Below are 26,840 nucleotides of genomic sequence, written 5' to 3'. Positions count from 1 at the left end.
ATATAAAATTTCAATAAGCCTCTTACCATTTCGTAACTTTATAAAAAAAAGTAAATGCGAGTTTTAATTACTGGAGCAACCGGATTAATTGGAGGAGAAATTGTAAAGCTTTGTCATGAAAAAGACATTCAAGTAAATTACTTAACAACAAGTAAATCTAAAATTGTTCAAAAAGAAAATTATAAAGGATTTTATTGGAATCCAAAAGCAAACGAAATTGATGTTGAGTGCATCAAAGATGTTGATGCCATTATTCATTTAGCAGGCGCAACGGTTTCAAAACGTTGGACACCTAGTTATAAAAAAGCAATTTTAAGCAGTAGAACCCAAACTACGGCTTTATTAGTTGATGCGCTTAAGCATAATAAACATAAAGTTACACAAGTAATATCGGCAAGTGCAATTGGTATCTATCCAGACTCATTAACCAATTATTACGACCAATCTCATCAAGAAGTTAGTACGTCGTTTTTAGGAAACGTAGTTGAGGTTTGGGAACAGGCAGTCGATGAGTTTGCTAAACTATCCATAAGTGTTTCAAAAATAAGAATAGGCTTGGTGCTTTCCAGTGAAGGTGGCGCACTTACAGAAATTGTAAAACCAATAAAGTTTGGTGTAGGCGCTGCTTTTGGTAGCGGTAAGCAATGGCAATCGTGGATTCATATTCACGATTTAGCAAACTTATTTATGTATGTATTACAAAATAATTTAATTGGTGTTTATAATGCGGTAGCACCAAATCCAGTTTCTAATTTAGAGTTAACCAAAACGGCGGCAAGTGTATTAAACAAGCCTTTATTTATGCCAAATATTCCTAAGTTTTTTATGAAATTGATTTTGGGCGAAATGCATATTCTACTCTTTGAAAGTCAACGTGTAAGTTCTAAAAAAATCGAAAACAAAGGGTTTAATTTTGAGTATAACTATCTAGAACCAGCATTGACAGATTTGTTGGGTAAATAATATTCGCGTTAAAGCTTAGTGCAGGATTATTACTTTTTTCATACGATGCTCATCGGTATATAAATAAAAAACCATCCTATTTTTACAAGATGGTTTTTCAATTAGGTTGTTCTATCAATTAAGACTTTGCAGCCGAAACAGAAACCTTTAATTCAATATCGTCGTTAATAAATTTATCACCTAAATTATCAAAAAACGATTTAGAACCGTATTGCACATTCCATTTACTTCTGTCGATGGTAAACGTTTCACTTGTTAAAGTAACCACACCATTTTCATTAGTTACACTTACTGGAAATGTTACATTGTTCTTAGCGTCTTTAAGAGATAAATTACCAGAAAGCATCATTTTTCCTTCAACCTCTTCTAAACCAGTTATTGTAAATCCTGCACTTGGATACTTTTCGGCATCAAAAAAGTCTGGACTTTTTAAATGGCCAGTTAATTTTGCGTTTTTCTCGTCTTCAGCAGGAATATCGGTTACAACTATAGAGTTCATGTCAATTAAAAAAGTTCCACCTACTATGTTTCCATTAGAAACATCAAGCACCCCATTTTCAATAGCAATGGTGCCAGTGTGCGTTCCCGTAGGTTTAAACCCTTTCCATGCAATTGTTGATGCGTCTTTGTTAACCGTGTAAGCTTCTGCGTTTACAACTTCTTCAACTGCCTCGGCTGCTGTAGTCGTTGCTTCTTTTGCCTTGTCTTTACAGGATGTTACAGCAAATGTAAATGCTGAAATAAATAAAATAATTACAAAATTCTTTTTCATTTTAATTGTTTTTAGTGTTGGCTTGTAAAATTAGTCATTCGCTTTCAAAAAAAAAATTAAAATAATTTTAATGACATTATGACATTTTTATAATATTGGCAGTACTTTTGCCAACTAAATTTAAGATTGAAAATTTGAATTTACTATGAGTAAAAAAGATAAGAAGAATATTGATAAGGAACAAGTTGAAACTTCTCAAGCAGAAACTGTTGAAATTGAGGAGCAAGTAACTGAAGAGCAAACCAAAGAAGAAAAACTTGAAGCTGAATTGAAACAAGAAAAAGATAAGTTTTTACGTTTGTTTGCAGAATTTGAAAATTATAAAAGACGCACATCAAAAGAACGCATTGAGTTATTTTCAACAGCTAGTGAAGATGTGATGAAAACCTTATTACCTGTTCTTGATGATTTCGAGCGCGCATTAACTCATATTGAAGAAGATAAAGAAGCTGAAGAATTACGTAAAGGCGTGTTGTTAATTTATCAAAAATTAATAAAAACATTAGAGCAAAAAGGTTTAAAAGCAATGGAAGTTAACAAAGGCGATGCCTTTAATGCAGATAACCATGAAGCAATCACACAAATACCTGCCCCAAGCGATGATTTAAAAGGAAAAATTATCGACATCGTAGAAAAAGGATACCTTCTTGGAGAGAAAGTAATTCGTTTTCCAAAAGTAGTTATAGGGCAATAAAATTAAGACATGGCTAAAAGAGATTATTACGAAATATTAGGTATTAGTAAAGGCGCAAGTGCTGCCGAAATAAAAAAAGCTTACAGAAAAAAAGCGATTGAATTTCATCCTGATAAAAACCCAGATGATAAACAAGCAGAAGCGAATTTTAAGGAAGCAGCTGAAGCTTATGAAGTTCTAAGCGACGATAATAAAAAAGCGCGTTACGATCAATATGGTCATCAAGCTTTCGAGAATGGCGGCGGCTTTGGTGGCGGTGGTATGAATATGGACGACATATTCAGTCAGTTTGGTGATATTTTTGGTGGTGGCTTTGGAGGTGGTTTCTCTGGATTTGGCGGTGGCGGTGGCCAACGTCGAGTAAAAGGGAGTAACTTACGTATTCGAGTAAAACTAACTTTGGAAGAAATAGCTAATGGCGTTGAAAAGAAAGTTAAGGTAAAACGAAAAGTTCAAGCACCAGGTACAACATATAAAACCTGCTCGACATGTAATGGTTCTGGGCAAGTTACCAGAATAGCGAATACAATATTAGGTAGAATGCAAACATCATCACCTTGTAATGTATGTGGTGGCGCAGGACAAACTATTGATAAAAAACCAAGTGATGCAGATGCACAAGGCTTGAAAGTAGCCGAAGAAACAGTATCAATTAAAATTCCTGCAGGTGTAGTTGATGGTATGCAACTTAAAGTTTCTGGTAAAGGAAATGAAGCACCAGGAAATGGAATTTCAGGAGATTTAATTGTAGTGATTGAAGAAGAAACTCACGAAAAATTACAACGCGAGGGCGATAATTTACACTACGATTTGTATGTAAGTTTCCCAGAGGCCGTTTTAGGGACTTCAAAAGAAATTGATACCGTAACAGGTAAAGTGCGCATAAAGGTTGAAGCCGGTGTACAGTCTGGTAAAATTTTAAGATTACGCGGAAAAGGAATACCAAGCATAAATGGTTATGGTAAAGGCGATTTGTTAGTTCATGTTAATGTTTGGACGCCCAAAACACTAAATAAACAACAAAAAGACTTTTTTGAATCGATGCAAGATGACGACCATTTTTCACCGAAACCTGAAAGTTCAGATAAGTCTTTCTTTGAAAAAGTAAAAGATATGTTTTCTTAAGAAAACGGGTCATACAGCATGAAAATCCACTTTTATAGTGGATTTTTTTTTGCATAAAAAGTGAAGATAATTAATAGTTTTGCTATTATTATTGAAAAAAAAACTATATTTGACTATCACTAAATTTATTTAGTGGTAATTTTTCTTTTTCATAGCAATTTTTTTCCCATCCTTAATTTATTAAGGGTGGGTTTTGTTTTTTAAGTAAAACTCAATTTTAGGAAGCCAAGAAAATGTAAGTAGAATTTAACCTGAATGTATATCGGGTTCACTTAAAAAATTTAATAAATGTCTTACTAATTAAAAATAATTATTGCTGAAAGCACCGAACTTCTTAGGCAACATTTAATATATTTACCATTTAGAAGTTAATTAAAAAATTTGCATGAATAACTTACTTGAAGTAAACGGTGTTTCCAAGTATTTTGGCGATTTTAGGGCATTGAATGACGTGTCTATTTCAATACCAAAAGGTAGTATTTTTGGATTATTAGGCCCTAATGGTGCTGGTAAAACAACATTAATTAGAGTAATCAACCAAATCACAATGCCAGATTCTGGATCGGTGTTTTTGGATGGTGAAAGCTTAAGTCAAAAGCATATTGAAGATATAGGGTATTTGCCTGAAGAACGTGGCTTATATAAATCAATGAAGGTTGGAGAGCAGTGTATTTATTTGGCCCAATTAAAAGGATTGAGTAAAGCTGAAGCAAAAAAAAGATTAAAATATTGGTTTGAGCGTCTAGATATTGGAGATTGGTGGAATAAAAAAATTCAAGAACTCTCTAAAGGGATGGCACAAAAAATTCAATTTGTAGTTACTGTGCTTCATGAACCTAAATTGTTAATTTTTGATGAACCTTTTTCTGGCTTCGACCCTATAAATGCTAATTTAATAAAGGATGAAATTTTAAGATTGCGCGAAAATGGCGCAACCGTTATATTTTCAACACATAGAATGGAATCTGTTGAAGAATTATGCGACGATATTGCTTTAATACATGAATCTAATAAAATATTAGATGGTAATTTGGTTGATATAAAGCGTCAATTTAAAATTAATACTTATGAAGTAGGAATTAGAACCAACAATCAAAATGATCTAGAAAAGGATTTAGCTGATAAATTTAGTATTTCAAAAGCTAATTTTAAAACTTTAGAAGACGAGTTGAAACTCAATATAAAACTTCAAGAAAATGAAACCCCGAATGAGTTATTGCGCTATCTAACAGAAAGAGGCGATGTGTCTCATTTTGTGGAGCTTATTCCTAGTGTAAACGATATATTTATTAAAGCTGTTAAGAATAACTAAGCTATGAATCACTTACCACTTATTATTAAACGTGAATATTTAACGAAAGTGAAAAACAAGTCGTTTATTATAATGACTTTTTTGAGCCCGTTAATTGTTATAGCATTTGTTGCCATTGTTGCCTATTTATCCCAGTTAAATAGTGATAAAGTAAGAGTAGTAACTATATTAGATGAATCTGGTTTAGTAAAAAATATTTTTAAGAGTACTAAAAACACATCGTATAATATTCTAGAAAGTATGTCTTTGGAAGACGCTAAAAACTTAGTAAAAATTTCTAATGGTTATGGGTTGTTACATATTGAAGATATTTCAGGTGGAAAAATCGAATCAAAAAATATCACATTCTATTCCGAAGAATCACCATCTCTTACTTTAATATCTGGTTTAGAAAGTCAAATTCAATCAGAGTTAACCCTTCAAAATAGGATAAAAGAAGGAATTGATGTTGAAAAACTCAAAGCTTCTATAGTTAATATTGAAATTAATCAAGAAAGTTTTGAAGGTGAAAAAACATCTAAGGCAGATAGTGTAATCAAACTTATTTTTGGAGGTTTAGCAGGTTACTTATTATTCATGTTTATCATTATTTATGGTAACATGATTATGCGGAGCGTTATTGAGGAAAAAACAAGTAGAATTATTGAGGTGATAATTTCTTCAGTAAAACCTGTCCAACTCATGCTTGGTAAAATTATTGGAACGTCGCTAGCCGGAATTACTCAATTCGTAATTTGGATAATTTTAGGTTCTATATTAATGAGTATAGTGTCATTGATTTTAGGAATTGATATGGCGCAAATGCAAACGCCGCAGCAACAAATTATAGAACAAGCCATGGAAAACCCGGAGGTGAATGCACAATTACAAAATATTCTAACAGGTTTTTATAATTTACCGTTAACTAATTTAATTGTTGCTTTTATATTATTTTTTATTGGTGGCTATTTATTATACAGTTCGTTATACGCAGCAATTGGTGCAGCAGTTGATAACGAAACAGATACCCAACAATTTATGTTACCCATAATGCTTCCACTTATTTTAGCAGTATATATTGGTATATTTACGGTTATAGAAGATCCCCACGGTACAGTTTCAACGGTATTTTCATTTATACCATTAACTTCGCCTGTGGTTATGCTAATGCGGATTCCTTTTGGTGTTCCAATTTGGCAACAGGTACTATCCTTATTAGTTTTAATAGGCTCTTTTATGTTTACGGTTTGGTTTGCAGCAAAAATTTATCGTGTTGGTATATTGATGTATGGTAAGAAACCGAGTTACAAAGAATTAATTAAATGGATTAAATATTAGCATGCAAGACAATGTAAAAAATCAAATCGAAGATAAAGTACAACAAGTAGAAGAAGTCATTACTGAAAGTTCTTTATGGGAGAAAATTAATGAGTTTCTCGAATATAAAATTATTAATTATACAACCGGAACAGGTGCTGAAGCCCACGATATTGTGCTTAAGGTAAAATATGTATTATTGGTTGCTTTAGTCTTAATCGCAACAACATTCGTCTTAAGGTCGGTTAGAAAATTGGTAACTAAAAACATGCCTAAAGACGATAAGGTTAAATTTACAACCGTTTTTTCGTTTGCTAAATGGATAATTTACACCATCGTTTTACTCGTTGTTTTTGATTCTATAGGGATTAATGTAACAGCTATTTTTGCAGCTTCAGCAGCTCTATTAATTGGTATTGGTTTAGCGCTGCAAACGCTTTTTCAAGATATTATCTCTGGTATTTTTATTTTAGTAGACCAATCTGTTCATGTAGGCGATATTATTGAAATTGATGATAAAATTGGTAGAGTAGAAGAAATAAAACTAAGAACTACTCGCGCTGTAACGATAGATAATAAGGTGTTGGTTATTCCGAATCATTTATATTTAGAAAATAGTTTATTTAATTGGACACAAAATGGCACAACCACAAGAGAGTCTGTAAGTGTTGGTGTTGCCTATGGAAGTGATGTACAATTGGTAAAAAAGTTATTAATTCAAGCAGCCAGTGCACATCCAGAGGTTATTAGTACACCAGAGCCCACAGTTGTTTTTACAGATTTTGGCGACAGCTCACTTAATTTTAAAATCGTATTTACATTAAACGATAGTTTTAAAGCACAATTTCCTAAGAGCGATATTCGTTTTGAAATAGATAGATTATTTAGAGAACATAACGTTACTATACCATTCCCACAAAGAGATATTCATATTATAAAAAAATAGACATCGAATTGATTAATTGCAAATTAGATTATAAATTAAAGCTAAAAGCAAGATTTGTAGTGATATCTATGTTCTTATCTTTTCAGGTTACAACTGCTCAACTTACTGATTTGGCGAGGCTAGAGTATTCGTTTATACCTCAAAGTAAATCTGAAGATCAATACACCCGATTACGAGCACTTTTAAATTACCCTATAGAATTAAAAAACGACTCTTATCTTATTGTTGGCGCGGAATATAATCGAATATTACTTAACTTAGAAGATAGTTATCCGTTTGAAACATCGAGTTTAAATAAAATTCATGTAATAGATTTAAACCTTGGTTATACTTTTAAATGGAATGAAAACTGGCGGTTTGGTGTGAAGTTTAATCCTAGAATTGCATCAACACTTTCAAAGACTTTAAACTCCGATGATTATTTCATGAATGGAGGTGTTTTTGTTTTAAACGACAGAACTAAAGATGAAAGTTTAAAACGTCCATACCGTTTAATTTTAGGATTAACTTACAATGCAACAACAGGGATTCCTTTTCCGCTACCCTTTGTAAGTTATTTTAGAGAGGTGAATGAGCAATGGAGTTTTAATTTAGGCGTACCAAAGTCTAATATTAAATATACCTTTAACAAAGAAAACAACTTACAAGCGTTTGTTGGGTTAGATGGCTATTTGGCACATTTACAAGAACCTACTACAATAAATGGTGAAAATGTAGATCATATTTCATTATCTGTTGCCATTGGCGGACTTGGGTATGAATATTGCTTTACAAAACATTTAGTGGCTTATATGTATACAGGATATACGTTTAGATTGAATAATGTATTACGAAATAAAAATAGAGATGAAGTTTTTAAATTGAACGATGTGAATGCATTTTATTTAAGAACAGGTTTAAAATTTAAAATATAAATATGGCAAAAATACTAGTTATTGAAGATGAAGCAGCTATAAGACGCGTGCTAGTTAAAATACTATCTGAAGAAAATGAAGCATATTCTGTGGACGAAGCAGAAGATGGATTGTCTGGTATAGAAAAAATAAAAAATGATGATTTCGATTTAATTCTCTGCGATATCAAAATGCCTAAAATGGATGGTGTTGAGGTGTTAGAAGCAGTTAAAAAAATTAAACCTGAAATTCCTATTGTTATGATTTCTGGTCATGGCGATTTAGATACTGCAGTAAACACGATGCGACTAGGGGCTTTTGATTATATCTCAAAACCACCAGATTTAAACAGATTGTTAAACACGGTTAGAAATGCTTTAGATAGAAAGGAATTAGTTGTAGAAAACAAAATTCTAAAAAAGAAGGTAAGTAAAAAGTATGAAATGATTGGCGAAAGTGAGGCCATTTCTCAGATTAAAGAAATTATCGATAAAGTAGCACCAACTGATGCACGTGTATTAATAACAGGGCCAAATGGAACTGGTAAAGAATTAGTAGCACATTGGCTACACGAAAAAAGTGAACGTGCAAAAGGTAGTTTAATTGAAGTAAACTGTGCTGCTATTCCAAGTGAATTAATTGAAAGTGAATTGTTCGGGCATGTAAAAGGAGCCTTTACGAGTGCTAATAAGGATCGTGCAGGAAAATTTGAAGCGGCTAATGGAGGAACTATTTTTCTAGATGAAATTGGCGACATGAGCCTTTCGGCCCAAGCTAAAGTATTAAGGGCACTTCAAGAAAGTAGAGTGCAACGTGTTGGAAGCGATAAGGATATTAAAGTTGATGTTCGAGTAATTGCAGCCACAAACAAGAATTTAAAAAAGGAAATAGAGGAGGGTAATTTCCGTGAAGATTTATATCACAGACTCGCCGTTATTTTAATTAAAGTTCCAGCTTTAAATGAGAGACGAGATGATATTCCGTTGCTAGTAGATCATTTCTCAGAAAAAATAGCCAACGAGCAAGGGACAACTAAAAAGACGTTTTCAGATAAAGCAATTAAACTTTTACAAGAGTATGATTGGACAGGGAATATTCGAGAACTTCGTAATGTTATAGAACGCTTAATTATTCTTGGAGGTAACGAAGTTAGCGAACAGGATGTTAAGTTATTTGCTTCTAAATAAATCAAAAGAGGTCTTATTTTTATAAGACCCCTTTAATATGTTTAGCAAAATCATCGATTCTTTTTTTTATAACATCGGGTATCCTATTGTCTTCAACATAGGTATGGATATCACCCAAATAATGCATCCCTAAATATTTAGCAGACTGCACAAACGGCATGTTAAATCCTTCAACTAAATCATCATGATTATTAATGCTAATCATTGCCATGTTTTTACCCCGTAATTTTCTACCTGTATTTTTATGCACCCTTATCAAATCAGAAATTCTATCAAAAAAAACTTTTAGTAAGCCGCTCATACTGTACCAATATACAGGTGTTGCAAAAATGATGGTATCATATGTGTTTATAATGTTGGTGATTAAATCTATGAAATCGTCATCTTCATTCTTATAATCATAATCATAATGTCCAATTGTTTTTGTGTTCAAATCAATAACATCAAAATGATTTTTACTAGCGAGATAATTCACTATTTTGCTAGTGTCTCCCTCACTTCTAGAGCTACCTTGTATAATAACAGTTTTATTCATAATTCAATTCATTATAACAAAATAACAACTTTTATGTCCTTGAATTATCGTTTTTAAATAGAAACTAATAATGCTATGCATGAGAAAATCGATAGCATTTTTATATATTTAAATCCAGTTAATTAAAAATTTTATGAACGATTACAAAGTAACCTCAAACATTTCTTTAAAAAACACACAAACCAAAGTTGTTATAGACGATGCTGAAAAGCAACTTAAAAAACTTAGAAAAGAATTAGGAAAACTTCAAGACACACTTTACGCACACGGTAAATATTCAGTATTGGTATGTTTACAAGGTATGGATACAGCGGGTAAAGACAGTTTAATTCGAGAGGTTTTTAAAGACTTTAATGCTAGAGGTGTTGTAGTTCATAGTTTTAAAGTGCCTACAGAATTAGAGTTAAAACACGACTATTTATGGAGGCATTACATCGCGCTTCCGGCACGTGGTAAGTTTGGTGTTTTTAATAGAACGCACTACGAAAATGTATTAGTAACTCGGGTGCATCCGTATTACATTATGGGTGAAAATATTCCGGGAGTAGAAAGTGTAGAAGATGTTAACGATGCTTTTTGGAATAAGCGTTTCGAGCAAATAAATAACTTCGAAAAACACATTGCAGAAAACGGAACTATCATTTTTAAATTCTTCTTAAACCTATCTAAAGCTGAACAAAAAAATAGACTTTTGCGTCGTTTGCGTAAACAAGAAAAAAACTGGAAATTCTCACCAGGTGATTTAAAAGAACGCAAGCTATGGGATAAATACCAAAACTGTTATGAAGACGCTATCAATAGAACCTCAAAGCCTCATGCGCCTTGGTTTACTATTCCTGCCGACGATAAACCGACTGCTCGTTATTTGGTGGCAAAAATTATGTTGGATACCTTAAAAACATACAATAATATAAAAGAACCCGAACTTGACGACGATATAAAAGCCAATATCGAAATGTATAAACAGCAACTTAATAATGAATAAGTTTATTAGGTAGTTTTTATACCTTTTAACTAATCTACAGATTTATATTCGCATAATTCAAACCGTATAAGCGTTAATGCAATTAATGCATGGTATTAACACAAATTTAAGTTCAGTTTTAGTTTTCAGATTTCAATTAATAGTATCTTTAGCAAAGATAAAATTGATATCAGATCGTAGTGAAAATGTCATACCAAGCATTGTTTAAAATAATATTCCAAATCAATGAAAATTTTAAAATTTATTCTACTTATCGTCACAGTCATTTCAACATTAAATTTTAATGCACAAACCGATGAGGATGTTCTAAAAACCATTTATAAACAATCCTTGACCAACGGTAAAAGTTATGCTTGGTTAAATCATTTATCCAATCAAATTGGTAGCCGTTTATCAGGGTCTTTAGGAGCCGAAAGAGCTGTTGAATATACAAAAGAAGAGCTTGATAAACTGGGATTAGACAAAGTATGGTTGCAACCTGTCATGGTTCCTAAATGGGTTCGAGGTTCTAAAGAGTACGCCTATATTGAAAGTGAACCAGGAAAAACAACCAATGTGAATATTTGTGCTTTAGGTGGCTCAGTAGCTACACCAGCTTTAGGTTTAAAAGCCGAAGTTGTTGAAGTGAAAAATTTTGAAGAGTTAAACGCTTTGGGAGCCGAAAATATTGAAGGTAAAATTGTGTTCTATAACCGTCCCATGAAAGCCGATTTAGTAAATACATTTGAAGCATACGGTGGTTGTGTAAATCAACGTTATAAAGGGGCTGCCGAGACCATTAAATATGGAGCAATTGGGGTTATTGTACGTTCTATGAATTTACGAATGGATGATTTGCCTCATACCGGAAGTATGACTTACGATAACTTACCTGTAGATAGACGTATTCCATCTGCCGCAATTAGCACCAATGATGCCGAATTATTAAGTACCATGCTAAAGCTAAACAAGAACATTAAATTTTACTTCAAACAAAACTGCAAACAACTTAATGATGTGCAGTCTTATAATGTTATTGGAGAAATAACAGGAAGCGAATACCCTAATGAATATATAGTTGTTGGTGGTCATTTAGATTCATGGGATTTAGGTGATGGCTCACACGACGATGGTGCGGGTGTTGTACAATCTATGGACGTACTGAGGCTTTTAAAGGAATCAGGAATAACACCAAAGCGCAGCATTCGAGTAGTTTTGTTTATGAATGAAGAAAATGGTTTACGAGGTGGAAGAAAATATGCTGAGGTGGCCAAACAAAAGGGTGAAAACCATGTATTCGCACTTGAAAGTGATTCAGGTGGTTTTACTCCACGTGGGTTTAGTTTTGATTGTAACGATGCTGCTTTTAATCAAGTGTTAAGTTGGCAACCTTTATTCAAGCCTTATCTTATTCATTATTTTGAAAAGGGTGGAAGCGGTGCCGATGTTGGTCCGCTTAAAACAGAAACCAACGTGTTGGCAGGATTGCGTCCAGACTCCCAGCGCTACTTTGACCATCATCATGCAAGTAACGATACCTTTGATGCGGTTAATAAACGGGAGTTAGAGTTGGGTGCAGCTACCATGACCGCTTTGGTATACTTGTTCGATAAATATGGCGTAAACCCGATTGCTAATGCGGCGCCAATAAAAGATTAGTTTAACTAAATGAAAAAATTACCCATCATTTTAGTCTTAATTTTAAACACCTTTGTTATGGCTCAGAACGAAGAAAAACTACCCTTTTATCAAATACCAGATTACGCTGAAACTTATACTCCTGGAACAGTGGCTTCAAGAATGGTTGATGGGTTAGGATTTAGATATTATTGGGCTACTGAAGGTTTAAAGCCTGAGGATTTAAACTATAAACCGAGTGAATCGGGACGAACTTCAAAAGAAACCATTGCTCATATATTTGGACTTTCTAATTTTATTTTAAAATCAATTTCTTCAGATTTTAAAGCTTTGGAAGCTGAAGACATGACGTTTCAAGAACAAAGAAAGCAAACATTGCTAAACTTTCAAAAGGCTTCAGAATTACTAAGAGGAACAAATGATTTATCAAAATTCGATAATGAAAAATTCCCGTTTTGGAATCTTATAAATGGGCCAATTTCAGATGCGCTGTGGCATTGCGGACAAGTAGTTATGTTGAGACGTGCTTCTGGTAATCCGTTTAATTCTAAAGTTAGTGTGTTCTCTGGAAAGTTAAGAGAATAGTGAGTTCTTCTTTTTTATCCTTTTCTTCTAATAAATCTCATAATAAAAAAGATTAAGCTTAAAATTGAGATGACTATTCCAGTTACTGCCATTTCATTTGTTGATAGATTTGATAAAAAATACAGAATAGTGGCAATAGCTACAATTGGTACGGTCCAACCTCCAGGAATTTTAAAACCTTCATAAGAATCTTTTTCAGATTTACGTAATTTGATTACAGACAATGCTACTCCTAAATATAGGATTAGCATAGAACTACTGGCAATAACTGCAAGTTGTTCGAAACTCCCAGATATGGCTAAAATGAAGCCGATGGTTGCATATACAATTATGGCGACATAGGGGGTTGCAAATGATTTGTGAATTTTAGATAATGCTTTTATAGGTATAACGTTATCTCTTGAAAGGGCGTAAACTATTCTTGGGCTATTTAATATAGTGCCACTCATATAACCAAACATAGAAATAACGGCACCAATAATTAACAGCGTATACCCAAAAGAACCCATAACCACCTTAGCGGTTTCGGCTAAAGGTGCAGCCTTAAAATTTGGTAAATCAGTTCCCATAACACCTTGAGAAACCGTTTGAATTAATACATAGACAACAACTACTGTTGTAATACTTATTAAGATAGCTCTAGGAATTGTACGTTTAGGATTGATAACCTCACCACCAACAATAATACCAGTTTCACACCCTTGAAAGGCAAAAAATAATATAAGCGATGTTTCACCAAGCGTTTTAATACTTGGCATATTTTCAAAATATAAATTACTTATTGAAACATCTTTAAAACCGATAACAATAAGAAGTAGTAGTGGTATGAGTTTCATTAGTGTGTTAAATTTCACTAAGCCAATACCTTGTTTCAGGCCAATAACATTTATGTACACCATGCCATAAAACAATATAAAAAGGAACACAAACCGAGGTAAACCTTCTGCGAAAATCGGGTATGCAGAACCAATAACATTAACTAAAGCATTGGATACTGCCGCATCTGCAAACAAATTACTTCCAATGGCAAAAAAGCCTGCAATAAAACCGGCATAATCTCCAAACGCGGTTTCTATATACGTATAAGGACCGCCAGTGTTGGTCACTTTACTGCCTGCTTCTGCAAAGCAAAGCATTATCATTGCCATTAATAAGCCGCAAAAAAGGTAAGCAATGATGCTTGAAGCTCCCATATAGCTGGCTACAATGGCAGGAAGTACAAATATACCAGACCCAATTATAATATTAACGATGTTTGCTGATAAGCCTAATACACCAACTCGCCTTTTTAATCCTTCTTCTTTTTGAATCATAGTTTCCTTATTATAAATAGCTTAACCACCATTTGTCTTTATTATTAGCTTTGTAAATCATGTATTTTTTGCTCGGAAAATATAGGAGTGCAATAACTCCAATCCAAACTAAATATACCACAAATAGTGAATAACCGTAGTCTAGAAGCTTTGCGTTATTAAAAACATCTACAGTAATAATCATGTTTTTCCAATTACCGCCAAAAATAAGCATACCTATTATGGCCAAAACGTGAATAACAAGGACATGTATGAAGTAAAAAAAGAAGGGCACACGTCCAAAGACTAGTAAGAAGTCGGTAATTTTATTTTTCACACGTTCTATACCATATAAAAATAAAAGTGCAGGTCCTATGGTAATTAACAAAAACGAAAGGGAAGGTGGGTATTTGGTTACTTTAAAAAATGATAAAATAGTATTTGTAGTGGTGGCCTGTTCTGTCCATGGGACTAAATCTCCATAAACATTTAACCCTCTTATAACAAAAAATAAAAGAATAGCTCCAAGACCTAGGCGTAGTAACCATTTTTTTCTTAAAGTAGCATCAAAATCTTTGTTATAAAACGTTCCAAAGCAATAACCCAAACTTATTAATCCGACCCACGGAATTATGGGATAAACAAAGGCTATCATTCTGCCATTCTCAAAACTTACAAATTGAAATTGGTGCAATATATACCATAAGATAGACGTAAAACTTTTGCCTTGAAGCACAATTCCATCTAACAAATTATGGCATGCAATTAAAATTACACCAATCAGTAACAGTAGTTTTTTTGGGAGGTAAATAAGAAAAGATAAAAGTATCATACATAGGCCTATAGCCCAAATAACTTGAAGCGCAATAAATTCATAATTAATATTAAACCACCAAAATAAATTGTTTAAAACAATCTCTAAAAAAACTAACCACAACCCTCTTGTAAAAAGGAATTTAAAAAGTTGGGACTTTGATTTTTTACTACCATATAAAAATGCAGAAGTCCCTGCTAAGAATATAAAAACCGGTGCGCAATAGTGTGTTATAAATCTAGTAAAAAACAAGAATGGTGTTGTTGTTTCAAGATTGGTTGGGTCGTTAAAAAACGCTCCATAATGAAAATAATCTCTAACATGATCTAGCGCCATAATTACCATGACAACACCTCTTAATACATCAATAGATTCAATTCGGGTTGATTTTATGATACTCATGCAACTAATTTAAGTGTTTAAAATTGAAAATAAATAAATTGTTCGCCGCTGCCTTGTGCAATAACGATTAAAAAAAACATGATTGCCCAAACAACACCCAATACCCACGTTGGTGTTTTTAAAGATACTTCTTTCATTGAAGTATTTCGCATGATCCAATGGCATAAAAATAAAAGACTTATAACTATTGATACTTTCATTATATCGAATGATTGAAGAATTTTGGCACCATCTTGGTTTAAATAAAACATAGATTTTATCATGTTCCAAGCGGTTTCAAATTCTCTAGCTCTAAAAAACACCCATGTAATATTAACGCATGAAAACGTGATGAATGCTAAAAAAATACCATTCCATTTGGTTATTTTAAATGGTAAATATTGCTGTTGCAGTCGTTCTAAAATTAAATAGGTGCCATGTAAACCGCCCCAAACAATAAAAGTCCAAGCTGCTCCGTGCCATAAACCGCCTAAAAACATAGTTAACATCAGCGCTACATACATTCTAGTAATTCCATGTCGATTTCCTCCTAATGGTATGTATAAATAATCTTTTAACCATGATGATAATGAAATGTGCCAACGTTTCCATAAGTCAGAAAATCCAAGCGATGCATAAGGGTATCTAAAGTTGTCTGGTAGAATGATTCCTAACATTAAAGCGATTCCTATTGCACAGGTTGAGTAGCCTGCAAAATCGAAAAATATTTGTCCTGAAAAAGCAATGGTTCCGATCCAAGCATCAACACCATTGAGTATTTTTCCAGCACCAAAAACGGTATCTGAGGTATCAGCCAATAAGGTATCAGCCATTACTACTTTTTGAAACAAGCCGATGGTTAATAAAAACAAACCCCAAATAAATTGATTAGTCGTTGCTTTCTTTTCTTCGTAAAACTGAGAGATTAATTCTTTTGCTCTAACAATTGGTCCTGCAACCAATTGAGGAAAAAAGGTAACGTATAATGCGAAATCTAGAAAAGTTCTAGCTGGTTCAATTTTTCTCTTATACATGTCGATGGTATAAGACATGGTTTGAAACGTGTAAAAGGAAATACCCATTGGTAAAATAATATCCATTGGTCGCGCCTGAAAATCTACCCCAAAAGCATTCATAAGAGCGACAAAGTTTTCAAGTATAAAATCGCCATATTTAAAAAATGCTAAAAATCCAAGATTAACAAACATGCTAAGCATTAACCACATTTTTCGTTTCTTTTGATTCTCCTCGACAGCAAGCTTTTTACCTGCCGTCCAGTCTACAACCGTAGAAATCCAAAGTAAAATAACTAATGGCGGATTCCATAAGCCATAAAAGACGTAACTCGCCAAAAGGAGCATTCTCTTTTTTCCAGTCCAACTAAATAGTTTTAAATAATAAAGTGCTAAAACTATAACCAAAAACACTACGAAGCTTAATGAATTAAATAACATAATTAATTGGTATTATAGTTAGTTAAAGCGCCATCAGATTTCATAATTTTAATAAGCTCTCTGGTAAAAAACTGAGCATCTTTTAAAGCTAAATGAGACCATTCTGGTAAAAATAAATTTTGAAACTGTGGGTAGTCAAGGTAATTATAAGCTTTCGCTCCCGATTGTTCAACAAGGACGTTCCAAAACGCTTCTCTCGGAAACCCTTTACTTTCAACCATTTGAAAAAGACCTGATGACGGGCACCTTATTAAAATGAGGTTGCCACCTCTTGCTTTGAATTTCTTAGCTAATTCAGAAAATGCAGCAATTGTTCCATCTTTATCTGGTGGTGGATGGTCGCCCGATAAAATAGCGGTCCATACTTTTTTTACGGTGTTGGCATATGCTGTGTCGTTTTCCATTCGTTTGGTCATTTTCATATGCCTTTCTAAAGTAATGTCTTCAAAATTGTTGAAGGGCGGATAAATTGGGCCTCCACGTTCGTCTGGATTTAAATTTTTTAGTAGTGTTTTTAAATCCACATCAGAATCCCAATTTTCATCACCATCACGAATAAATGCCAAACTTTTTTGAAGCGGAACCGATAATTTGTGATTAATACGTTGTGCGTAGGTTCTATTATAATAGTAATCAACAAGTGTTTGAGATCGCTTCATAAACTCCGCTTCAGGATATGTTGTAGCGAATAGTAACGGAGGTGTAACGCCTACTAAGAGTGTTCCACTAAAATCGGTATTATCTACAATATCTTTAAAAACAGGAATAGGCGATGCCCCTTGTGTGGCTAACATAACTGGGTCGGTGTTGGTTTCTGTTTTCCAAATATCTAATTGTAAATCATATAAAATCCTGGAAGAACCTATAATAGCTACTGTGTTTTCTTGGCTATTTTCTAATTTCGCTCTTTGATTCGCCCAAAGGTTTTTATTATCGTCGATATTTGGGTGATGACCTTGAGAGCGCCAATAAAGCTCCCATGCAGTTACTGATAGAAATCCAATAGTTACTGCAATTATGAGTGATTGTTTTAATTGCATGACGGTTTATTTTTTTTCTGCTTCGGCGAGTTTTTTGGTATCTACGTATTGCTGAAAAGCAATTACTTTTCCGTCATTTATTGTCCAGAGGTGAGCTGCCTGTGCATTATAAGTTTTACCACTTTCTTTATATTTGGCATCATAGCGCAATGTTGCCAAAACTTTATTATTGCTCATTTCATGCAATGTAATATCAGCGAGTTTAAAATATTCATGGTCTTCACCAACACGTGCAAAAACACCGTTTAAAACAGCATCTGGACCAATGTAAGGATTACCATCTGCCATTTTATTACTTTCTGCTTCATTCCAGACTATTTTAGAATCAAACCGGCTTAATACTGCCGGAATATCGCCTTCTGAAAATGCCTTATACATTGCATCAACTATGGCTGCATTTTTTTGAGGTATGGCATAGCGATAGCTTTTAAAAATTTTCCAATTGCCCTTTACCTTTTTTAATGTGTTTACAAATTGCCCACTTTGTACAACTTTTGGTTCATCAATTTTACTAAATACAAAAGAGCCACTCACAAACATAAATCCTTTTTTTAACACCGTTTCATCAATCGTTTTTAAGGTAATATTATATTTTCCAGCATTAAATGTGGCACCATATTGAGCTTTTATGGCATCTAAACCAGATACCATACTACCGTCTGTATTTTTAATTGAGGCATCATTAGTATACAAGGCATCTATAAAGTCTAGATTCTCAGTATCTATCAACGTGATATATTGTTGGTGCATTCTTTCTACGTCCACATTTTGAGCATGTACATAAAATGAACTCGGTGCGCTGATTGAGACAACAAATAATAGCAGTATGTTTTTAAGATTTCTCATGATTTTAATTTTTGGTTGGTTAATAGTTTTAGTGATAATTTGTTATTTGGCTTTATGTGCTTCTAATTCAATTTCAATCATAAATTCGGAAATAGCCAATTCTTTTACACCCAACCAGGAGCCTGTTGGGAATCTTCCTTTGTAAATTTCATTTCTATATCCTGCAACTTCGAGAAACTTGGGCATGTTTGTGGTAAAAACATTTTCTACAATCACATCATCAAAAGTGCAACCATAATGTTTTAAGATTTTCTCCAAATCGGAATAACAGTTTTTCATTTGCTGTTCTATATCCCCAATTGCTGTGGGGTTTCCTTCGTCATCCATACTTACGGCTCCAGATATTTTAATGTCATTTCCAATTTTAACAGCGTGCGAATAGCCGTAAGCTTTTTCAACTTCTGGACGAAGAAGAAAGTAATCCGGTCCTTCAGGCGTTGTTTCAACTACTTCAACTTCTTTAATTTCCTCTTGTTTGGTTTGGTTGCATCCTAAGAAAATCGTGCAAAGAATGATTGATAACAAACCTAATTTTAGTTTTTGTGTTGTTTTCATTATTTAAATGGTTTGATTTATGATAACGAGTTTCGTTAAAGGGAAAAAACTAAAAGACAGCCAATACGGTTTGGCTGTCTTTTGGTATAGTATGAAGCTTACTTCGCATTTAGTAAAGCTTGACTGTAATAAATCATGTGTGACGTAATTTTACCATCTTTATCAAAACTGCTACTTGCATGAAGAGGTACTTCTAATTCTTTTTTATCAGATTTGCGTATCAAATGATAATTCCACCATGAAAGCACCTCACGACCGTTACTCATTTCATATTCTAAATAATCTGGGTATCCTATCATATCAAGACTTACAATTTCAAAATTATCTAAGAATTGTTGCCAGTTTGCTCTTGCTTCGGTTTTATTGTCCGATTCCCCGAATTTCTGATGAATAGTGCTGAAAGTAGCATCATCACTAAAATAACTTAAGCATTTGTCTAAATCTGATTGTTCGAAAGCATAAAAAGCGTTACGAACCGTGTTGATATTATCATGATGATTGTAAATTGTGCCATTCGTTCTATTTCCATAGCTAGCTCCAATCTCGTCGAAAACACTTTGGTTAGTATAATTTATAAGAGTTTGTATTTTATTGTCTTTATTCACAACATAAAGTCTGTGCATGGGCATATTAACTTTTACTCCAGTTTTTTTGTGAACACCTTTAATGTCTTCCCAGGTTTGTACCCAAACTACGTCCTTGTCGTTGTCTTTTTTGTATTCAATAGCGTCTGGATATGCACCTTTAGTACGTACTATTGAAAAATAATCTAAAGCTTTGTTCCAGCCAATGGCGCCTCCTGCAAACGAAGCCTTGTCTCGACCTTTTTGTTTTGTGGCTGTGCTTACACCATTATAAACTTTAAAGTCATCTGCTAAATAGCTAGCCACTTTTGTAGAATCGCCTGCAACAAATGCTTTTGTCATGGCTTCAACTGTTACAATTGCTGGATGATCAATATAAACAGTACCGTTTGATTTTTTTTGAGCATAAATGCTCGTGATGCTTAAAAGAAAAGCGAGAATTGGTAATAATGTTTTAGTTTTCATTTTTTCTTGGTTTTAAGTTATTTGTTAATAGAGTTAATTCAATACTTAAATTGAGTACTGATTCAAAGTTGGTTTTGTATGTTTAAATTGAATGATTAATTGAATTTTAGCCAATTCAATATGATAAACAACGCTAGGATTGTCAATAAGACACTTTAATAAAACTACAGCTAGAGTTATACTTCGGGTGCAAAGTTTTGTCACTTTCATTTTAAATGGGTTAAAATTGGTTATTACGAAAGTTCTTACTATTAAAAAATAGTGAAGGGAGCTGCTTTTGCGAAAAGTAAATGCCTTTTAATCCAGAGCGATGAATTAATGGCTAATGAGAACTTTGTCTTCATTGTTGTCTTTATATTAATTAAGAATCAATTAAAGACTTAGGGAAAAGTGTTATAATATTAAGTAAAATATTGAATATTAACAAATTAATTGATAGATTTTCATTAAAAGTAATGAATAATAAAAAAATGCTTAACATTTGTTAAGCATTTTAGTTATTATGATAATAAAATATGATAAACTATTTTACAAGTTGTTTTTCGATTTTTGTAGAAAAATCAACTTCAATTTGGTTGTTCAGAATGTTTTCAAAAGTTTCTCTTTTTCTAATAAGATGCGCTTTACCATTATACCATAATACTTCAGCAGGTCTGAATCTTGAATTGTAATTACTCGCCATGGAGAAACAATAAGCCCCAGCATTTTTAAAACTTAAAATATCACCTTCATTAATTTCATTAATTCGTCTGTTGTTACCAAAAGTATCTGTTTCGCAGATATAGCCAACTACAGTGTAAAAACGTTCGCGTCCTTTCGGGTTAGAAATGTTAGAGATTTCATGATGAGAGCCGTAAAACATGGGTCTAATTAAATGATTAAATCCAGAATCTACTTGAGCAAATACTGTTGAGGTTGTTTGTTTAACCGCATTCACCTTAGTTAAAAAGTAACCAGATTCACTGACTAAGAATTTTCCAGGTTCAAAAGCTAAGGTTAATTCTTTACCGTATTCTTTACAGAATGCATTAAATCTTGCCGTTAATTTTTTGCCTAATTCTTCAATATTGGTTTCTATATCTCCTGGTTTATAAGGTACTTTAAAACCAGAACCAAAATCGATGAAATCTAAATTTTTAAATTGTTTTGCCGTGTCAAATAGAATTTCACTAGCATATAAAAACACTTCAATATCTAATATATCACTACCAGTATGCATATGTATACCATTAATATTCATTTTGGTATTTTCTACTATTCTTAGTATATGTGGTATTTGGTGTATTGAAATCCCAAATTTTGAATCGATATGTCCAACCGAAATATTGGCATTTCCACCTGCCATAACGTGTGGGTTAATTCTAATACAAACTGGAATTTTAGGGTGTTTTGTCCCAAATTGTTCTAGTATAGATAGATTATCAATATTAATTTTAACACCTAATTTTGCAGCTTCTTCAATTTCATCTAATGATACGCCATTAGGAGTGTAAATAATTTGGTCTGGCGAAAAACCAGCAGCCAAACCTAATTGAACTTCCTGAATTGAAACCGTGTCAATACCAGATCCAAGCGACTTAAAAAGCTTTAAAATAGAAATGTTTGACAAAGCTTTAACGGCATAATTAAGTTTTAACTTCTTAACATCTTTAAAGGCATTGGTGAGTCTTTTATACTGACTTTCAATTTTACCAGCATCATAAACATAAACTGGACTTCCAAAATCTTGTGCAATTTTAAGCAACTGATTATCTAACATAGTACTTCTAATTTTTGTCAAAGATATTTCTTTGAGTGAAAAAAAAAATAAATAAATAAAAAATTTTTAAAATTAAACATAATGTTAATTATTTAACAATAATTAATATTATTCAAGTTTTCGTAATTAAATATTAGGGTAAGTAAACGCTATTATATACATTTGTGAATCTTAAAACAGAAGTTAAATTATGAACTTACACGAATACCAAGGTAAAGAAATATTAAGCACTTTTGGAGTGCGTATACAACGCGGAATTGTAGCCCAAAATGCTCAAGAAGCTGTGGCTGCAGCAAAACAACTAACAAGCGAAACTGGCACAAGTTGGCACGTTATTAAAGCTCAAGTTCATGCTGGTGGACGTGGAAAAGGTGGCGGTGTTAAGCTAGCTAAAAATCTTAAAGAAGTTGAAGAAATTGCTGGAAAAATTATAGGCATGGATTTGGTAACTCCACAAACTTCAGCCCAAGGTAAGCGTGTTCATCAAGTGTTAGTAGCTGAGGATGTGTATTATCCAGGAGAAAGTGAAACTAATGAATTCTATATGTCTGTTTTATTAAATAGAGGTACAGGACGAAATATGATTATGTATTCTACTGAAGGTGGAATGGATATTGAAACTGTTGCTGAACAAACACCACATTTAATTTTTACTGAAGAAGTTGATCCTGCTGTTGGTTTATTGCCATTTCAAGCAAGACGTATTGCTTTTAACCTAGGACTTTCTGGTTTAGCATTTAAAGAAATGTTGAAATTTGTTACTGCATTATACACAGCTTATGTAAAATCTGATTCTTCTTTATTTGAAATCAATCCGGTTTTAAAAACGAGTGATAATAAAATTATGGCAGTTGATGCCAAAGTAACTATAGATGATAACGCCTTATTCAGACATAAAAATTATGTTGATCTACGTGATGTACGTGAAGAAAGCGCTATTGAAGTTGAAGCAGGTGAACTAGGACTAAACTATGTAGACTTAGATGGTAATGTAGGTTGTATGGTTAATGGTGCAGGTTTAGCCATGGCTACAATGGATTTAATTAAACAAGCAGGAGGAGAGCCGGCAAACTTTTTAGATGTTGGTGGAACTGCAGATGCAGCTCGTGTAGAAGCAGCGTTTAAAATAATCTTAAAAGACCCAGCTGTTAAAGCTATCCTAATTAATATTTTTGGAGGTATTGTACGTTGCGATCGTGTGGCACAAGGTGTTATAGATGCATACAAAAACATGGGTAATATTAATGTGCCTATTATAGTGCGTTTACAAGGAACCAATGCAGATATCGCGAAAGAGTTAATTGATAATTCTGGTTTAGCAGTATTAAGTGCAACTGAATTTCAAGAAGCTGCAGATAAAGTTCAAGAAGTATTAGCTTAAATACATATTGCAGAAAAGGAATTCTGTAATTTGAAATAAAAAAAGAGCATCAATTATTTGATGCTCTTTTTATTTGTATTAGAATGTAATAAGCTTTTCTTTTTTTTAGGTTTTTTGTTTATCGCTTTCGCGGAAGCTTGGTCTTTTTCCAATCTAGAATCGTTTTTGGATTGGTCTATTCTTTTGTCTGGCATTGGTCCTCTAAGGTGGATAACAAGACCATTTAAAAAATTCCGAAGTATTTGATCACCGCACTCCATATATTTTGGATGATCTTCTTTTCTGAAAAATGCTCCTAATTCACTTTTAGATATTCTAAAATCAACAAGTGCTAATATTTTTACAATATCATCATCGCGAAGTTTTAAAGCCACCCTTAATTTTTTTAAAATATCGTTATTTGTCATCGTAATTCTTTTAACGGTCTAAAGATACATGTATTTCATCGATTTTCATTCTTGCAGACTTCAAATCTAACGTTTTGTCTTTATTAATTGAGACACTAAAAATCCTGCTATTTTAAGAACTTAATTTTGCGTATCTTTAATTAAGTTAAAATGTTGAAAATCAACAATTTGTATTCGTTTATTTTAACTTTTGAGTAAATAATAAAAATGTTGAATTGCATTTTTTTTGGATATAATAAATTAAATAATTGATGAAATTGTCAAAATCTACGATTAAATACCTATCCTTTTTCGATAAGTTACCTAATAACCACGATTATTAAAAGATGTATCTGCTTAACTTTATATTGTAATTAATTGATCCCTTCCATAATGATAAATAGAGTAGAAAAATTGAGTCTTCTATCAGAAATGATAGCATTCGCGAAATACGACAAGGATATTCGGCGAATCGAGTATAATTTCTTATTAGGAGTTGCAAAACAGTTAGATATCTCTCGAGAAGATTTTGAATATTTGTTAGAAAACCCAGTAACTTATACACATTTAAAATCTCATAGTGAGCGCATTGTTCAATTCCATAGATTGGTTTTGTTAATGAATATAGAACAAGAACATAATGAGGATAATAACTCTGCTGGAGTAATTAAACTTTATAATTTTGGTTTGCGCATGGGTCTGAGCCATGAATCAATTACCAAAGTACTTTATTTAATGGAAAGTTTTCCAAATAAAATTGTGCCTCCAGATGTTTTAATAGACATTTTTAAGACGCAGTATAACTAGTAGTTTCTCTTTAGATAGTTCTAAAGACCCTAATAATTTAGTGTTGATTATAATTTTCAAGAGTAGATTACCGAAAAGCTAAAAGTTTATTCTTTTAGCTTTTCTAATTTTGTACGATAGTTTTTAATATCGTCTCTAAGTTTTGCTGCTACATTAAAATCTAAAGCTTTAGCAGCTTCTTCCATGAGTTTACGTTTTTCACGGATTTTCTTTTCTAATTCACCCTTACTTAAATATTCGCTTTCTGGTTCAGCAGCTTTTAGCGCTTCAAGTTCATAGCTGTATGTACTAACCGAATTTTTTGAAAGTGCGTTATCTAAACTCTTATTTAAAGCCTTTGGTGTAATGTTGTTTTTAGTATTGTAAGCAATTTGTTTTTCGCGTCTGTATTCCGTTTCATCAATAGTTTTTTGCATGCTTTTGGTAATTTTATCGGCATACATAATGGCTTTTCCATTTAAGTTTCTAGCAGCCCTACCAACGGTTTGTGTCAATGAACGTGCCGATCGTAAAAAGCCTTCTTTATCGGCATCCAGAATAGCCACTAACGATACTTCAGGTAAATCTAAACCTTCACGAAGTAAATTAACTCCAACCAAAACATCAAAAAGTCCTTTTCGCAAATCTTGCATAATTTCAACTCGTTCTAAAGTATCCACATCACTATGGATGTATCGGCATCGAATTTGAATTCTATCCAGATATTTAGTAAGCTCTTCCGCCATACGTTTGGTTAAAGTCGTTACTAAAGTGCGCTCATCTTTTTCAACGCGTTGTTGAATTTCTTCAATTAAATCATCTATTTGGTTTAAACTAGGTCGGACTTCAATTATAGGATCAAGTAAACCTGTAGGCCGAATGACCTGTTCTACATAAACACCATCAGTTTTTTGTAGTTCATAATCGGCAGGTGTTGCACTCACGTAAATGACTTGATTTTGCAATGCTTCAAACTCTTCAAATTTTAAAGGCCTGTTGTCCATAGCTGCTGGTAGCCTAAATCCATATTCCACTAGATTTTCTTTTCTACTTCTGTCGCCACCATACATAGCGTGTACTTGTGAAATGGTAACATGACTTTCATCAACAACCATTAAATAATCGTCTGGAAAATAATCTAATAAACAGAAAGGACGAGTTCCGGGTAGTCTGCCATCTAAATAGCGAGAATAGTTTTCAATACCTGAACAATACCCTAATTCACGTATCATCTCTAGATCGAATTCTGTACGTTCTTTGAGTCTTTTGGCTTCTAAATGTTTGCCTATTTCTTTAAAATAATCATGTTGTTTAACTAAATCGTCTTGAATTTCTTTAATCGCCCCTTGAAGGATTTCGGGCGAAGTCACAAACATGTTTGCAGGATAAATGTTTAATCTATCATATTTTTCAACCACTTGATTGGTTTGAATGTTGAATGATTCTATATCTTCTATTTCATCACCAAAAAAATGAATTCTAAAGGCATCATCAGCATAACTGGGGAAAATATCAACAGTATCGCCTTTTATTCTGAAGTTTCCATGATTAAATTCTCCTTCGGTTCTTGAATATAAACTTTGCACGAGTTGATGTAACAATTTTGTTCTGGAAATAACTTGATCTCTTTCTATTGTAATTACATTCTTCTGAAACTCAACCGGATTTCCAATACCATAAAGGCAAGATACCGATGCTACTACCAACACATCTCGTCTACCAGAAAGTAACGATGATGTAGTGCTTAAACGCATTTTTTCTATTTCCTCATTTATAGATAAGTCTTTTTCTATATAAACTCCAGAAACAGGAATGTAAGCTTCAGGTTGGTAATAATCGTAATATGAAACAAAATATTCAACTGCATTATCAGGGAAAAATTGTTTGAATTCTGAGTATAATTGAGCAGCCAACGTTTTATTATGGGCTAGAACCAAAGTAGGTTTTTGTACTTCCTGAATCACATTAGCAACAGTAAATGTTTTTCCAGAACCTGTGACGCCAAGTAAGGTTTGGTATCTTTCTTTAGATTCGATTCCTTGAACGAGTTGTTTTATGGCTTGAGGTTGGTCGCCAGTTGGACTAAAATCCGATTCAATTTTAAACTTCATATATCACTTAAATGCCAAAGTATTTTATTTGACTAAATTACTTAAAGTAGATGGATTTTGGAATTTAAGCCTTGTG

Annotated in this window: 25 protein-coding genes; 13 read left to right on the top strand and 12 right to left on the bottom strand. The window is 33.0% G+C overall.

Annotated features, from left to right (window positions below):
- Positions 1 to 54 precede the first annotated feature (54 nt).
- Entirely contained in the window at positions 55 to 963 is a 909-nt protein-coding gene (locus BUA46_RS11990; protein ID WP_019388113.1) for a TIGR01777 family oxidoreductase, read from the top strand.
- A 118-nt stretch (positions 964 to 1,081) separates the two neighbouring features.
- Here the strand turns inward: BUA46_RS11990 and BUA46_RS11985 are convergent, their stop codons facing one another.
- Entirely contained in the window at positions 1,082 to 1,735 is a 654-nt protein-coding gene (locus BUA46_RS11985; protein ID WP_019388114.1) for a YceI family protein, read from the bottom strand.
- A gap of 145 nt (positions 1,736 to 1,880) precedes the next feature.
- Here BUA46_RS11985 and BUA46_RS11980 point away from each other — a divergent pair, with 145 nt between their 5' ends.
- From BUA46_RS11980 to BUA46_RS11950, 7 genes are all read left to right on the top strand, one after another.
- A complete protein-coding gene (locus BUA46_RS11980; RefSeq protein WP_019388115.1) occupies positions 1,881 to 2,429 on the top strand; it encodes a nucleotide exchange factor GrpE in 549 nt (182 codons plus the stop codon).
- Between the two features lie 9 nt (positions 2,430 to 2,438).
- Positions 2,439 to 3,554 (top strand): molecular chaperone DnaJ, encoded by a 1,116-nt coding sequence (gene dnaJ, locus BUA46_RS11975; protein WP_019388116.1) that lies wholly within the window; start codon positions 2,439 to 2,441, stop codon positions 3,552 to 3,554.
- A 385-nt stretch (positions 3,555 to 3,939) separates the two neighbouring features.
- The gene (locus BUA46_RS11970) at positions 3,940 to 4,866 is read left to right on the top strand and encodes an ABC transporter ATP-binding protein (protein ID WP_019388117.1); all 927 of its coding nucleotides are present in this window, start codon (positions 3,940 to 3,942) and stop codon (positions 4,864 to 4,866) included.
- A 3-nt stretch (positions 4,867 to 4,869) separates the two neighbouring features.
- Complete coding sequence (locus BUA46_RS11965; protein WP_019388118.1) at positions 4,870 to 6,183, top strand: ABC transporter permease; 1,314 nt, start codon at positions 4,870 to 4,872, stop codon at positions 6,181 to 6,183.
- A 1-nt stretch (position 6,184) separates the two neighbouring features.
- Positions 6,185 to 7,108, top strand: a complete 924-nt coding sequence (locus BUA46_RS11960) for a mechanosensitive ion channel family protein (RefSeq protein WP_019388119.1) — start codon at positions 6,185 to 6,187, stop codon at positions 7,106 to 7,108.
- Between the two features lie 8 nt (positions 7,109 to 7,116).
- Positions 7,117 to 8,022, top strand: a complete 906-nt coding sequence (locus BUA46_RS11955) for a DUF6268 family outer membrane beta-barrel protein (protein ID WP_237714670.1) — start codon at positions 7,117 to 7,119, stop codon at positions 8,020 to 8,022.
- 2 nt (positions 8,023 to 8,024) lie between these two features.
- Entirely contained in the window at positions 8,025 to 9,188 is a 1,164-nt protein-coding gene (locus tag BUA46_RS11950) for a sigma-54-dependent transcriptional regulator (protein WP_019388121.1), read from the top strand.
- Between the two features lie 19 nt (positions 9,189 to 9,207).
- Here BUA46_RS11950 and BUA46_RS11945 read toward each other — a convergent pair whose 3' ends face one another.
- A complete protein-coding gene (locus BUA46_RS11945; protein WP_019388122.1) occupies positions 9,208 to 9,723 on the bottom strand; it encodes a flavodoxin family protein in 516 nt (171 codons plus the stop codon).
- A 133-nt stretch (positions 9,724 to 9,856) separates the two neighbouring features.
- Between BUA46_RS11945 and BUA46_RS11940 the strand changes: the two genes are divergently transcribed.
- From BUA46_RS11940 to BUA46_RS11930, 3 genes are all read left to right on the top strand, one after another.
- Positions 9,857 to 10,708 (top strand): PPK2 family polyphosphate kinase, encoded by an 852-nt coding sequence (locus tag BUA46_RS11940; RefSeq protein ID WP_019388123.1) that lies wholly within the window; start codon positions 9,857 to 9,859, stop codon positions 10,706 to 10,708.
- 225 nt (positions 10,709 to 10,933) lie between these two features.
- Positions 10,934 to 12,346, top strand: coding sequence for a M20/M25/M40 family metallo-hydrolase (locus BUA46_RS11935; protein ID WP_019388124.1), 1,413 nt, complete (start codon positions 10,934 to 10,936; stop codon positions 12,344 to 12,346).
- Between the two features lie 9 nt (positions 12,347 to 12,355).
- Positions 12,356 to 12,910 carry a hypothetical protein gene (locus BUA46_RS11930; RefSeq protein ID WP_019388125.1) on the top strand — a complete coding sequence of 185 codons (555 nt, stop codon included), beginning with the start codon at positions 12,356 to 12,358 and terminating at the stop codon, positions 12,908 to 12,910.
- Positions 12,911 to 12,924: 14 nt separating this feature from the next.
- On the opposite strand, the gene BUA46_RS11925 is transcribed toward BUA46_RS11930, so the two are convergent.
- From BUA46_RS11925 to lysA, 8 genes are all read right to left on the bottom strand, one after another.
- Positions 12,925 to 14,223 (bottom strand): APC family permease, encoded by a 1,299-nt coding sequence (locus BUA46_RS11925; protein WP_019388126.1) that lies wholly within the window; start codon positions 14,221 to 14,223, stop codon positions 12,925 to 12,927.
- Between the two features lie 10 nt (positions 14,224 to 14,233).
- Positions 14,234 to 15,418 (bottom strand): acetyltransferase domain-containing protein, encoded by a 1,185-nt coding sequence (locus BUA46_RS11920; RefSeq protein WP_019388127.1) that lies wholly within the window; start codon positions 15,416 to 15,418, stop codon positions 14,234 to 14,236.
- A gap of 17 nt (positions 15,419 to 15,435) precedes the next feature.
- On the bottom strand, positions 15,436 to 16,851 hold the full coding sequence (locus tag BUA46_RS11915; protein ID WP_019388128.1) for an MBOAT family O-acyltransferase: 1,416 nt from the start codon (positions 16,849 to 16,851) through the stop codon (positions 15,436 to 15,438).
- 2 nt (positions 16,852 to 16,853) lie between these two features.
- Positions 16,854 to 17,891, bottom strand: coding sequence for a hypothetical protein (locus BUA46_RS11910; RefSeq protein WP_019388129.1), 1,038 nt, complete (start codon positions 17,889 to 17,891; stop codon positions 16,854 to 16,856).
- 6 nt (positions 17,892 to 17,897) lie between these two features.
- A complete protein-coding gene (locus BUA46_RS11905) occupies positions 17,898 to 18,737 on the bottom strand; it encodes a nuclear transport factor 2 family protein (RefSeq protein ID WP_026010088.1) in 840 nt (279 codons plus the stop codon).
- Between the two features lie 42 nt (positions 18,738 to 18,779).
- Positions 18,780 to 19,292 carry a RidA family protein gene (locus tag BUA46_RS11900; protein WP_019388131.1) on the bottom strand — a complete coding sequence of 171 codons (513 nt, stop codon included), beginning with the start codon at positions 19,290 to 19,292 and terminating at the stop codon, positions 18,780 to 18,782.
- 98 nt (positions 19,293 to 19,390) lie between these two features.
- Entirely contained in the window at positions 19,391 to 20,341 is a 951-nt protein-coding gene (locus BUA46_RS11895; protein WP_019388132.1) for a nuclear transport factor 2 family protein, read from the bottom strand.
- A gap of 523 nt (positions 20,342 to 20,864) precedes the next feature.
- A complete protein-coding gene (gene lysA, locus BUA46_RS11890) occupies positions 20,865 to 22,100 on the bottom strand; it encodes a diaminopimelate decarboxylase (protein ID WP_019388133.1) in 1,236 nt (411 codons plus the stop codon).
- 190 nt (positions 22,101 to 22,290) lie between these two features.
- On the opposite strand from lysA, the gene sucC reads away from it, so the two are divergent.
- Positions 22,291 to 23,481, top strand: a complete 1,191-nt coding sequence (gene sucC, locus BUA46_RS11885) for an ADP-forming succinate--CoA ligase subunit beta (protein WP_019388134.1) — start codon at positions 22,291 to 22,293, stop codon at positions 23,479 to 23,481.
- Between the two features lie 53 nt (positions 23,482 to 23,534).
- On the opposite strand, the gene BUA46_RS11880 is transcribed toward sucC, so the two are convergent.
- Entirely contained in the window at positions 23,535 to 23,888 is a 354-nt protein-coding gene (locus BUA46_RS11880) for a DUF1456 family protein (protein WP_019388135.1), read from the bottom strand.
- Positions 23,889 to 24,260: 372 nt separating this feature from the next.
- On the opposite strand from BUA46_RS11880, the gene BUA46_RS11875 reads away from it, so the two are divergent.
- Entirely contained in the window at positions 24,261 to 24,674 is a 414-nt protein-coding gene (locus BUA46_RS11875) for a hypothetical protein (protein WP_019388136.1), read from the top strand.
- A gap of 86 nt (positions 24,675 to 24,760) precedes the next feature.
- Here BUA46_RS11875 and uvrB read toward each other — a convergent pair whose 3' ends face one another.
- Positions 24,761 to 26,764, bottom strand: coding sequence for an excinuclease ABC subunit UvrB (uvrB, locus tag BUA46_RS11870; RefSeq protein ID WP_019388137.1), 2,004 nt, complete (start codon positions 26,762 to 26,764; stop codon positions 24,761 to 24,763).
- Between the last annotated feature and the right edge of the window lie 76 nt (positions 26,765 to 26,840).

The organism is Algibacter luteus, from assembly GCF_900141715.1.
Lineage (GTDB): Bacteria > Bacteroidota > Bacteroidia > Flavobacteriales > Flavobacteriaceae > Arenitalea > Arenitalea lutea.
Note: the sequence above shows the minus strand (reverse complement) of the source record. Positions and strands in the feature narration are given on the sequence as shown.

Coding starts and splice junctions, on each gene's coding strand:
- BUA46_RS11990 (WP_019388113.1), top strand. CDS start 55: ATGCGAGTTTTAATTACTGGAGCAACCGGATTAATTGGAGGAGAAATT.
- BUA46_RS11985 (WP_019388114.1), bottom strand. CDS start 1,735: ATGAAAAAGAATTTTGTAATTATTTTATTTATTTCAGCATTTACATTT.
- BUA46_RS11980 (WP_019388115.1), top strand. CDS start 1,881: ATGAGTAAAAAAGATAAGAAGAATATTGATAAGGAACAAGTTGAAACT.
- dnaJ (WP_019388116.1), top strand. CDS start 2,439: ATGGCTAAAAGAGATTATTACGAAATATTAGGTATTAGTAAAGGCGCA.
- BUA46_RS11970 (WP_019388117.1), top strand. CDS start 3,940: ATGAATAACTTACTTGAAGTAAACGGTGTTTCCAAGTATTTTGGCGAT.
- BUA46_RS11965 (WP_019388118.1), top strand. CDS start 4,870: ATGAATCACTTACCACTTATTATTAAACGTGAATATTTAACGAAAGTG.
- BUA46_RS11960 (WP_019388119.1), top strand. CDS start 6,185: ATGCAAGACAATGTAAAAAATCAAATCGAAGATAAAGTACAACAAGTA.
- BUA46_RS11950 (WP_019388121.1), top strand. CDS start 8,025: ATGGCAAAAATACTAGTTATTGAAGATGAAGCAGCTATAAGACGCGTG.
- BUA46_RS11945 (WP_019388122.1), bottom strand. CDS start 9,723: ATGAATAAAACTGTTATTATACAAGGTAGCTCTAGAAGTGAGGGAGAC.
- BUA46_RS11940 (WP_019388123.1), top strand. CDS start 9,857: ATGAACGATTACAAAGTAACCTCAAACATTTCTTTAAAAAACACACAA.
- BUA46_RS11935 (WP_019388124.1), top strand. CDS start 10,934: ATGAAAATTTTAAAATTTATTCTACTTATCGTCACAGTCATTTCAACA.
- BUA46_RS11930 (WP_019388125.1), top strand. CDS start 12,356: ATGAAAAAATTACCCATCATTTTAGTCTTAATTTTAAACACCTTTGTT.
- BUA46_RS11925 (WP_019388126.1), bottom strand. CDS start 14,223: ATGATTCAAAAAGAAGAAGGATTAAAAAGGCGAGTTGGTGTATTAGGC.
- BUA46_RS11920 (WP_019388127.1), bottom strand. CDS start 15,418: ATGAGTATCATAAAATCAACCCGAATTGAATCTATTGATGTATTAAGA.
- BUA46_RS11915 (WP_019388128.1), bottom strand. CDS start 16,851: ATGTTATTTAATTCATTAAGCTTCGTAGTGTTTTTGGTTATAGTTTTA.
- BUA46_RS11910 (WP_019388129.1), bottom strand. CDS start 17,891: ATGCAATTAAAACAATCACTCATAATTGCAGTAACTATTGGATTTCTA.
- BUA46_RS11905 (WP_026010088.1), bottom strand. CDS start 18,737: ATGAGAAATCTTAAAAACATACTGCTATTATTTGTTGTCTCAATCAGC.
- BUA46_RS11900 (WP_019388131.1), bottom strand. CDS start 19,292: ATGAAAACAACACAAAAACTAAAATTAGGTTTGTTATCAATCATTCTT.
- BUA46_RS11895 (WP_019388132.1), bottom strand. CDS start 20,341: ATGAAAACTAAAACATTATTACCAATTCTCGCTTTTCTTTTAAGCATC.
- lysA (WP_019388133.1), bottom strand. CDS start 22,100: ATGTTAGATAATCAGTTGCTTAAAATTGCACAAGATTTTGGAAGTCCA.
- sucC (WP_019388134.1), top strand. CDS start 22,291: ATGAACTTACACGAATACCAAGGTAAAGAAATATTAAGCACTTTTGGA.
- BUA46_RS11880 (WP_019388135.1), bottom strand. CDS start 23,888: ATGACAAATAACGATATTTTAAAAAAATTAAGGGTGGCTTTAAAACTT.
- BUA46_RS11875 (WP_019388136.1), top strand. CDS start 24,261: ATGATAAATAGAGTAGAAAAATTGAGTCTTCTATCAGAAATGATAGCA.
- uvrB (WP_019388137.1), bottom strand. CDS start 26,764: ATGAAGTTTAAAATTGAATCGGATTTTAGTCCAACTGGCGACCAACCT.